This window comes from Pseudomonas sp. R28(2017) (genome assembly GCF_002112505.1).
Taxonomy (GTDB): domain Bacteria; phylum Pseudomonadota; class Gammaproteobacteria; order Pseudomonadales; family Pseudomonadaceae; genus Aquipseudomonas.
The window spans coordinates 110,835-119,653 of the sequence record NZ_NEHW01000016.1 but is presented as its reverse complement, the minus strand read 5'-3'; the positions used below and the strand labels follow the sequence as shown (position 1 = coordinate 119,653).

The following is an 8,819-nucleotide window of genomic DNA, read 5'->3' as shown; positions in this document are numbered from 1 at the left end:
GAACAGTCGGCGATGCTGCGGCGTCAGGCGCGCGGCCAGGTCCATGATCATTGCGTTGTCCTTGAATGCGAGAAGCGTTCGGAGGTTAGGGCAATGATCGAAGGGGCAGCAATGAACGGTGTGTTGAGGTTAAACAGGCGTTTGTAGGACCGGGAAACCGAGAAATTTCACGCTTTCCTACATAGTTTGCGAGCGCCCGGCGTTTGGAGAAGGGCGCCGGCTCAGCACTGGCGCTGCTTTGCGGCCGTTGCGCGGCCAACAAGGGCTTCACCCGTGAACCCGATCTAAAAATTTTACTGAATCAAGAAGTTACAAAGTAGTCGTGCATTCACGGAGCCCGGGCAGGCGACCTGTTCGGCTGCCCGGGCCCGATCGGTGTCAGCGCGCCAGGCGTTTGAGCAATGCCTCGGCCGCGGCCTCGGATGAGGCAGGGTTCTGGCCGGTGATCAGGTGGCCGTCCTCGACCACATGGCTTGCCCAGTCCGCCGCCTTGGAGTACTGGCCGCCATGGGCCTTGAGCATGTCTTCCACCAGGAAAGGCACCACCTCGGTGAGCCCGACGGCCTGTTCTTCACTGTTGGCGAAGCCGGTCACCTGCTTGCCCTTGACCACCGGATGCCCGTCTGGCGCCTTGACGTGCTTGAACACGCCTGGCGCGTGGCACACGGCGGCAATCGGCTTGTTGGCGGCATAGAAGGCTTCGAGCAAGGTCTTCGAGTCGGCGTCTTCGGCCAGGTCCCACAGCGGCCCGTGGCCACCGGGGTAGAACACCGCATCGAAGTGGTAGGGGTCGATTTCACCCAGGGGCACGGTGTCGGCCAGGGCCATCTGCCCGTCGGTGTCGCTGGCGAAGCGCCGGGTGGCGTCGGTCTGGGCGTCCGGTTCGTCGCTTTTCGGGTCCAGCGGCGGCTGGCCGCCTTTGGGCGAGGCGAGGGTGACGTCGGCATTGGCGTCGACGAACACGTAATAGGGTGCGGCGAATTCTTCCAGCCAGAAGCCGGTCTTCTTGCCGGTGTCACCCAGCTGGTCATGCGACGTGAGCACCATCAGGATCTTTTTCATGCGAGCTCCTCCGGGGGTGAATAGGCAGTGCGCTGTTCGCCCTGCATAGAAGGTGGGAGGCCAGCGCACTGCAGGCGTTCAATGATAGGCCTGGAAAAGAATGCGGGGTTTGCCGCTCGGCTCAATTACCCTAGTGCCACGATCATTTCATTTATGCAGGCCTGCCCATGAGCAACATGTCATTCCGCCAACCCGTCATCGCTGACGCCGAGCGCTGCTTCGCGATCGAAATCGGTGCCTACGAAGGTGACGAAGCGGCCACGCTGGAGAAGATCCGCACGCGCATCAGCCAATACCCTGAAGGCTTCCTGCTGCTCGAAGACGCCCATGGCATCGTCGGTTTCATCAACAGTGGTTGTGCCCATGAGGTGGTGATGTCCGACGAGGCCTTCAAGGAGCTGGTCGGCCACGACCCGCAGGCGCCCAACGTGGTGATCATGTCGGTGGTGGTGGACACGGCCCATCAGGGCCAGGGTTACGCCAGGCGGCTGATGAGCGAGTTCATCACGCGCATGCGGGCGCAGGGCAAACAGACCATCCACCTGATGTGCAAGCAACAGCATGTCGAGCTGTACCGCAAGATGGGCTACCAGTACGTGCGGCCGTCGCCCTCGGACCATGGTGGCATGGCCTGGCATGAGATGGTCATGGCGCTCTGAGCCCACGACTCATCAAGGCGGGAATCATGGCTGATTGTGGCGTCGGGCAATGATGGCAAGGTGCTTAGTCATATTTGGTTACTACGAAATGAATATCGACGGCCTGTTTACCCCGTTCTAGAGGGGTGAATGGCGCTATTGCCATTCAACAGTCACAAAGCTGTAACACAGCTGCTGCAAAGTGTGCCGGCCATCACACGGAGCGCTTTTCCATGATACGCCTGATGAAGTCTGCTGCACTCGCCGTTGCCGTCTCGCTTAGCGCCACTTCGGCCTTTGCCGCAGACAACGTTCGCCTGACCGGTTCCGGCGCCAGTTTCCCTGCACCGATCTACCTGACCTGGTTCAAGGACTTCAGCAAGAACACCGCTGGCGTCACCGTCGACTACCAGTCCAAGGGGAGCGGGGCAGGTGTTCAGGACTTCCTGAACAAGACCGTCGACTTCGCCGCCAGCGACTCGGCCATGAGCGAAGCAGACATTGCCAAGGTCGGCGAGGGCGTGCAGCTGCTGCCGATGACCGCCGGTGAAATCGTCCTGGCCTACAACCTGCCGGGCAACCCGAAAGGCCTGAAGCTGCCGCGCGAGGTGTACTCCAACATCTTCCTCGGCAAGATCACCAAGTGGAACGACCCACAGATCGTCAAGGCCAACCCAGAGCTGAAACTGCCTGACATGCCGATCACCGTGGTCGTGCGTGCCGACTCCAGCGGTACCAACGCGGTCTTCACCAAGCACCTGTCGGCCATCAACGCCGACTTCAAGAAAGACCTGGGTGAAGGCAACACCGTCAACTGGCCGGCCACCGACAAGTTCATCAAGTCGCCGAAGAACGACGGCGTGACCGCCACCGTTCGCCAGACCCCGGGCGCCATCGGCTACATCGAATACGGCTTCGCCAAGCTGGCCAAGGTCGATTTCGCCTCGCTGGAAAACAAGGCCGGCCAATACGTCGTGCCGAACGCCGAAAGCGGTGCCGAGGCGCTCGCGGCGGTGAAGATGCCGGAAAACCTGATTGCTCACCTGCCAGACCCGGAAGGTGCCAAGTCCTACCCGATCACCTCCTACACCTGGATGATCTTCCGCAAGGACAACGGCAGCCCGGAAAAGGCCAAGGCCATGCGTGACATGGTCGAGTACGGCCTGACCCATGGTCAGAAGATCGCCGACTCGATGGGCTACATCCCGCTGCCTCCGTCGGTTGTCGACGAAGTGCGCAAAGCGTCGCAGAGCATCCAGTAACACCCTCAGGCGCGCCCGGCGTGGTGGGGTCACCGTGCCGGGCGTGTTTGCCCTTAGTCCCGGAATCAGCCAAATGAACACACCTTTTGCCATACCGGATAACCCAGACTCCGCGTGCCAGCCGCCGTCCACCAAGGACTTCCTGGTCGATCGCACCTTCCGTGCCCTTGCACGCATCGGTGTGGTGCTGATTCTCGCGCTGGTATTCGCGTTGGTATACGAAGTAGGACGCAAAGCACTTCCAGGCATGGAAAAGCACGGGTTTGACGTGCTGTTCGGCAGTGTGTGGGACGTCAACCAGGGCAAGTACGGCATTTTGCCCGCCATCTGGGGCACGCTTTACAGCGCCCTGATCGCCTTGTTGATCGCGGGTTTCTTCGGCGTCAGCATGGCCATTTTCCTCACCCAGGATTTCTTGCCGGCGAGGCTTGCCGCGGTGTTTCGCACCATCGTCGAGCTGCTCGCCGCCATCCCCAGCGTCGTTTACGGCCTGTGGGGCATCTATGTCGTGATTCCGGCCATCCGGCCGCTGACCGCCTGGCTGAACAGCGAGTTGGGCTGGATCCCGTTCTTCGGCACCTCCCTGAGTGGCCCCGGCCTGCTGCCGGCGGCGTTGGTGCTGGCGATCATGATCCTGCCGACCATTGCCGCGGTGTCCCAGGATGCGCTGACCAGCGTACCGATGAAGACCAAGCAGGCCGCCTACGGCATGGGCACCACCCATTGGGAAGCCATCCTCAAGGTGATGGTGCCGTCGGCCGCCACCGGCATCTTCGGCTCCCTGGTGCTGGGCCTTGGCCGCGCACTGGGCGAAACCATGGCCCTGGCAATGCTGGTAGGTAACGCCAACACCATCACCCTTTCGCTGTTTGCCCCGGCCAACACGCTGGCAGCCTTGCTGGCGCTGAACTTCCCGGAGGCCGGGCCGAACGAGGTCGAAGTGCTGATGTATGCCGCACTGGTCCTGATGTTCATCACCTTGCTGGTGAACGTGTTCGGGTCGCTGATCATGCTCTACGCCCAGCGGGGTAACAAACAATGACTGACCTGACCGCGGCATCCACCGCACTGCCCAGCCTGCAGCGCCGCTTCGAAGGCCGCGCGCTGCGCAGCCTGGTGCTGACCACCCTGGTCTGGTGCGTGGCCCTGCTGGCCAGCGTGCCGCTGATTTCCGTGCTGTACATGCTGATTTCCCGCGGTGGTGCGCGCCTGAACCTGGAAGTGTTCACCGAGCTGCCACCTACCGGCTTTGAGATGGGCGGTGGTTTTGGCAACGCCATGGCCGGTACCTTCGCCATGGTCGGCATTGCCGCCGCCATCGCGGTGCCGGTCGGCATCCTCGCGGCGGTGTTCCTTGCCGAACTCGGGCCCGAGAGCAAGCTGGCGAACGCCTCGCGCTTTGCCGCGAAGATGCTCACCGGCCTGCCGTCGATCCTCGCCGGTGTATTCGCCTACGCCCTGGTGGTGATGACCACCGGTACCTACTCGGCCCCGGCCGGTGGCGTGGCGCTGGCGGTACTGATGCTGCCGATCGTCGTGCTGACCGCTGAAGAAGCCATGAAGATGGTGCCCAAGATCATGAAGGACGCCGCGTACGGCATGGGCTGCACCCGTGCCCAGGTGATCTGGAAGATCGTCCTGCCGACCGGCATGCCGGCCATCCTCACCGGCGTCATGCTGGCGGTGGCCCGCGCTGCCGGTGAAACGGCGCCGCTGCTGTTCACCGCGTTGTTCAGCAACTACTGGATCTACCACGACGGCAGCCTGGCCGTCATGAACCCCACGGCATCGCTTGCCGTACTGATCTACAACTTCTCCGGCATGCCGTTCGACAACCAGCTGGAGCTCGCCTGGGCGGCCTCGCTGGTGTTGGTGATGATCGTGCTGGTAGTCAACATTCTTAGCCGTATCTTCGGCAAGCCCAAGTACTGAGAAAGGGAGCATTCGACCGTGAACGTATCAACAGCGCAAAGAGCCGCTCCCTTGGTCAGCGAAGCGCCAATCGTCATGGACTGCAAGCTGGACAAGATTTTCTACGGCAACTTCATGGCGGTCCGCGACAGCCATGTACCGATCCGCAAGAACGAGATCACCGGCTTCATCGGCCCGTCCGGCTGCGGCAAGAGTACCGTGCTGCGCAGCCTCAACCGCATGAACGACCTGGTCAAGGGCTTCCGCTTCGAGGGCCATGTGCACTTCCTTGGCCAGGATGTGTATGGCAAGGGCGTGGACCCGGTGGTGGTGCGCCGCTACATCGGCATGGTGTTCCAGCAGCCGAACCCGTTCTCCATGAGCATCTTCGACAACGTTGCCTTCGGCCTGCGCCTGAACCGCTACAAGGGTGACATCGGCGACCGCGTCAAGCACGCCCTGCAAGGCGCCGCGCTGTGGGACGAGGTCAAGGACAAGCTCAAGGTCAGCGGCCTGTCGCTGTCCGGCGGCCAGCAGCAGCGCCTGTGCATCGCCCGTGCCATCGCCACCGAGCCGGAAGTGCTGCTGCTCGACGAGCCGTGCTCGGCACTCGACCCGATCGCTACCCGCCGCGTGGAAGAGCTGATGGTCGAGCTGAAGAAGGACTACACCATCGCCCTCGTGACCCACAACATGCAGCAGGCGATCCGGGTGGCCGACACCACGGCGTTCTTCTCGGTGGACATTTCCCAGGGCACCCGCACCGGCTACCTGGTGGAGATGGGCCCGACCACGCAGATCTTCCAGAACCCGCGTGAACAGCTGACCAGTGACTACATCAGCGGCAAGTTCAGCTGAACCCGCCGGCACCCGCCAGGTGACTCACCCCGCAGGCCAGGAAGGCCGAGCGGGGTGGGTCGCTTTTACCTCTGTTCTGTTTCAAGAGATTACCAATGGATGCGACATGTCGTCTTGACCTGCCAGCGGTAGAGCGCGCACTGCGCGAGGTGCAGGGCCGCTTTGGCGAACTCAGCCAGCACTTCACCGAGCCGCGTGATCCGTTCACCGACGAGGTGCTGCTCAATGTGCTTGAAGGCTATGCCCTGATTGACGACTATGTCGCACGGGGTGTGGACCTGTTCGACCTGCAGCAGCTGAACCTGATGCTGGAGATCAACGCCACCGTGCTGTGCGGCAGCGACCCGGCGCGCCGCCGCGAGTTCGCCCCACACCTCGAGGCCACCGAGGCACGCTTTTTCAACAACGTCGAAGGCGGCATCAAGGACCTGTACAACTGGTACTGCTCGTACCGCAGCGAGTCGATCTGGAAGCGGGCGGCCGGTGTCTATGTGCGCATCCTCAGCAAGCCGCAGTTGTTCATCGAAGGGAACAACCGCACGGGGTCGCTTATCGTCAGCTATCTGCTGATGCGGGCAGGGCTGCCGCCATTCGTGCTGACGCTGGACAACGCCGAGGGCTACTTCAACCCGTCCTCGGTCATTCGCAACTCCGCCAAGCATGGTGTGAAAGCTTTGTACGAATTGCCCAAGATCAAGAAAAAGTATGCGGCCTTCCTGGAAGCGAAGGCGCCTGAACCCGAAACGTTCTTCCTGCGCGGCACCTGCGTGCCGGCCCGTCAGGGGAGCCGATGATGGAAAGGTATTCGATGCTGGAACAGGGCAAGGCCGGTGGACGACGTGCGTGGCAAGCCATCGGGCGCAGATTCAGGCGCCCGCAGATGCGCATTTCCTTCGATATCGATGACACCCTGGCCTGCCTGCCGCACCACGCGGATGAAGAACACAGCAAGCTGCCGGCCTTCATCCACCGCTGGCTGGGTGAGCCGCTGCGCAGTGGCACGCGTTCATTGATCCGCGACCTGCGCCGCCAGGGCTGCAGCATCTGGATCTACACCTCTTCGGGCCGCACGCCGGCGTATATCCGCCGCTGGCTGATGCTTTACGGCATTCACGTCGACGGCGTGGTCAACAGTGACCGCCATCAGCATGTGCTGCAGCAGCACGGGCTTGAGAATGCCCCTTCGAAGTACCCGCCGGCTTTTGATATCGACTTGCATGTCGATGATTCCGAAGGGGTCGGGATCGAGGGCTTTGACCACGGTTTCCGCGTGGTCGTGGTCAACCCTGAAGATGACAGCTGGGCGCAGAAGGTCATGGACGCTGCCGAGCAGGTGCAGGCCCAGTTGGCCTGGCAGCAGCCGCAGCGGTTCGAAATGCCTGGGGCGCGGCGGTCGCAGGCATTGGCGTCCTGACCGCCTGAGGCCAGCACGAAAAAGGCTCATCGCGCCTCACAATGCGCGATGAGCCTTTTTTATTGCCGCTAGCGATCAGTGGTGTGCGCTATCGACGGCGATACTTTCACCAGACACTTCCAGATAGCTGGCCCCGCGGTTGGCAATGGCATAGTGGATCAACCCACCCAGCCCGGCGCCAAAGAACCAGGAGAACTGCGACAGCGTCTCGAACGCCGGCACCAGTGCCAGCAGAATGGCGATCAGCGCAGCCGGGATGAATGCCGCTACGGCGCGCAGGTTGACCCCGCCAAGGTAGTGATAGGCACCTTCGGGGCTTTCGCTGTACAGCTCCGGCAGGTTCACCCGAGCGCGACGTACCAGGTAGTAGTCGGTGACCATGATGCCGTACAGCGGGCCGAGCAGGGCACCCAGGCCGCCGAGGAAGTACACGATCACCGACGGGCTGTTGTACAGGTGCCAAGGCAGGATCACCACCGCGATGGTGGCGCTGAGCAAGCCCGCGCGGCGGAAGTTCAGCACCTTTGGTGCGAGGTTGGTCAGCACGAAGGCCGGGGCGACGAAGTTGGCCATGATGTTCACCGCCACGGTGACGATCAGGAAGGCCAGGCAGGCCAGCACCAGGCCGGCTGTGTTCGGGATGGCGGCGACGATGTCGCTCGGGCTCTGCACCAGCTTGCCGTCGATGCTGAATTGCGCACCGGCGAGCACCACGGCAATCAGCGCGAAGCCGATCATGTTCACCGGCAGGCCCCAGAAGTTGCCCACGCTGATCGTCCGGCGATCCGGGCAGTTACGCGTGAAGTCGCAGAAGTTGAGGATCATGGTGCCGTACAGCGACACCCACAGCGCGGCGGCGCCAAACACCTTCAGCCACATCGCAGAGCCGGTCGGCGCGTTGCCGCTGGACCAGGCAATCGACAGGCCGCTGCGCCAGTACATCCAGCCCGCCAGGCTGCTGAAGGCGACCAGGATGATCGGGCCGGCGAGGGATTCGAAACGGCGCACCATCTCCATGCCATAGGCGAAGATCGCCACCTGCACGCACCAGATGCCGAGGAAGGTGACCCAGCCCAGGGTCGACAGGCCGAGTATCGCGTTCTGGTCGTAGGGCTTGAGGTCTGGCGCGATGGCGGTGAGCAGCACGCGCAGCACCACCGAGGCCAGGTAGGTCTGGATGCCGAACCAGGCAATGGCGATCACCGCGCGAATCAGTGCCGGGATCTGCGCGCCGTGGATGCCAAAGCTGATCCGGCACATGACGGGGTAGGGCAGGCCGGTCTTCTGCCCCATGTAGCCGGACAGGTTCATCAGGCCGTAGATCACCAGCGCGCCAAGGGCGAAGGCGGCGAGGATCTGCGCGCCGCTCATGCCCAGGGCGAACAGGCCGATGGCGAAGGAGTAGTTGGCGATGTTGTGCACATCGTTGGTCCACAGCGCGAACAGGCTGTAGCGCCCCCAGGTGCGATTGGCCGCACGGGTCGGTGCAAGGTCGCTACTGTACAGACGCGGGCTCAGCTGCGACTGAATGGAGCCGGCCGTTTCGGCGGGGAGATCGGCAAGCTGGCCAACATCGGAACGGGAAATCGACGCCATCGGGACTCCATGATGGTTGTGTACTTTTATTGTTTGTATTTGTATACAAACAAGATTCGTACCAACCCATGAACGGAG

At 62.4% G+C, this 8,819-nt stretch carries 9 protein-coding genes; 7 read left to right on the top strand and 2 right to left on the bottom strand.

The features are described 5' to 3' along the window. Positions 1-378: 378 nt before the first annotated feature. Positions 379-1,062, bottom strand: a complete 684-nt coding sequence (locus CAF78_RS23885) for a type 1 glutamine amidotransferase domain-containing protein (protein ID WP_085677348.1) — start codon at positions 1,060-1,062, stop codon at positions 379-381. A 167-nt stretch (positions 1,063-1,229) separates the two neighbouring features. Between CAF78_RS23885 and CAF78_RS23880 the strand changes: the two genes are divergently transcribed. The 7 genes from CAF78_RS23880 (at position 1,230) to CAF78_RS23850 (ending at position 7,145) form a co-directional block, all read left to right on the top strand. After that, complete coding sequence (locus CAF78_RS23880) at positions 1,230-1,721, top strand: GNAT family N-acetyltransferase (RefSeq protein WP_085677347.1); 492 nt, start codon at positions 1,230-1,232, stop codon at positions 1,719-1,721. A 212-nt stretch (positions 1,722-1,933) separates the two neighbouring features. Continuing rightward, the gene (gene pstS, locus CAF78_RS23875; protein WP_085677346.1) at positions 1,934-2,962 is read left to right on the top strand and encodes a phosphate ABC transporter substrate-binding protein PstS; all 1,029 of its coding nucleotides are present in this window, start codon (positions 1,934-1,936) and stop codon (positions 2,960-2,962) included. A gap of 73 nt (positions 2,963-3,035) precedes the next feature. Beyond that, entirely contained in the window at positions 3,036-4,004 is a 969-nt protein-coding gene (pstC, locus tag CAF78_RS23870; protein WP_085677345.1) for a phosphate ABC transporter permease subunit PstC, read from the top strand. After that, complete coding sequence (pstA, locus tag CAF78_RS23865; RefSeq protein WP_085677344.1) at positions 4,001-4,894, top strand: phosphate ABC transporter permease PstA; 894 nt, start codon at positions 4,001-4,003, stop codon at positions 4,892-4,894. Before pstC ends, pstA begins: the two co-directional genes overlap by 4 nt. Before the next feature lie 75 nt (positions 4,895-4,969). After that, entirely contained in the window at positions 4,970-5,731 is a 762-nt protein-coding gene (gene pstB, locus CAF78_RS23860; RefSeq protein ID WP_050437214.1) for a phosphate ABC transporter ATP-binding protein PstB, read from the top strand. Positions 5,732-5,826: 95 nt separating this feature from the next. Then, the gene (locus tag CAF78_RS23855; RefSeq protein WP_085677343.1) at positions 5,827-6,525 is read left to right on the top strand and encodes a hypothetical protein; all 699 of its coding nucleotides are present in this window, start codon (positions 5,827-5,829) and stop codon (positions 6,523-6,525) included. Next, positions 6,525-7,145: a hypothetical protein gene (locus CAF78_RS23850; protein ID WP_085677342.1), complete on the top strand. Its 621-nt coding sequence runs from the start codon at positions 6,525-6,527 to the stop codon at positions 7,143-7,145. The genes CAF78_RS23855 and CAF78_RS23850 overlap by 1 nt, the downstream gene beginning before the upstream one ends. 75 nt (positions 7,146-7,220) lie before the next feature. Here the strand turns inward: CAF78_RS23850 and CAF78_RS23845 are convergent, their stop codons facing one another. Next, positions 7,221-8,741, bottom strand: coding sequence for an NCS1 family nucleobase:cation symporter-1 (locus CAF78_RS23845; RefSeq protein WP_085677341.1), 1,521 nt, complete (start codon positions 8,739-8,741; stop codon positions 7,221-7,223). Between the last annotated feature and the right edge of the window lie 78 nt (positions 8,742-8,819).

Excerpts from the sequence above, each read along its gene's own strand:
- pstA (WP_085677344.1), top strand. The coding sequence starts at position 4,001 with ATGACTGACCTGACCGCGGCATCCACCGCACTGCCCAGCCTGCAGCGC.
- CAF78_RS23855 (WP_085677343.1), top strand. The coding sequence starts at position 5,827 with ATGGATGCGACATGTCGTCTTGACCTGCCAGCGGTAGAGCGCGCACTG.
- pstC (WP_085677345.1), top strand. The coding sequence starts at position 3,036 with ATGAACACACCTTTTGCCATACCGGATAACCCAGACTCCGCGTGCCAG.
- pstB (WP_050437214.1), top strand. The coding sequence starts at position 4,970 with ATGGACTGCAAGCTGGACAAGATTTTCTACGGCAACTTCATGGCGGTC.
- CAF78_RS23885 (WP_085677348.1), bottom strand. The coding sequence starts at position 1,062 with ATGAAAAAGATCCTGATGGTGCTCACGTCGCATGACCAGCTGGGTGAC.
- CAF78_RS23850 (WP_085677342.1), top strand. The coding sequence starts at position 6,525 with ATGGAAAGGTATTCGATGCTGGAACAGGGCAAGGCCGGTGGACGACGT.
- CAF78_RS23880 (WP_085677347.1), top strand. The coding sequence starts at position 1,230 with ATGAGCAACATGTCATTCCGCCAACCCGTCATCGCTGACGCCGAGCGC.
- pstS (WP_085677346.1), top strand. The coding sequence starts at position 1,934 with ATGATACGCCTGATGAAGTCTGCTGCACTCGCCGTTGCCGTCTCGCTT.
- CAF78_RS23845 (WP_085677341.1), bottom strand. The coding sequence starts at position 8,741 with ATGGCGTCGATTTCCCGTTCCGATGTTGGCCAGCTTGCCGATCTCCCC.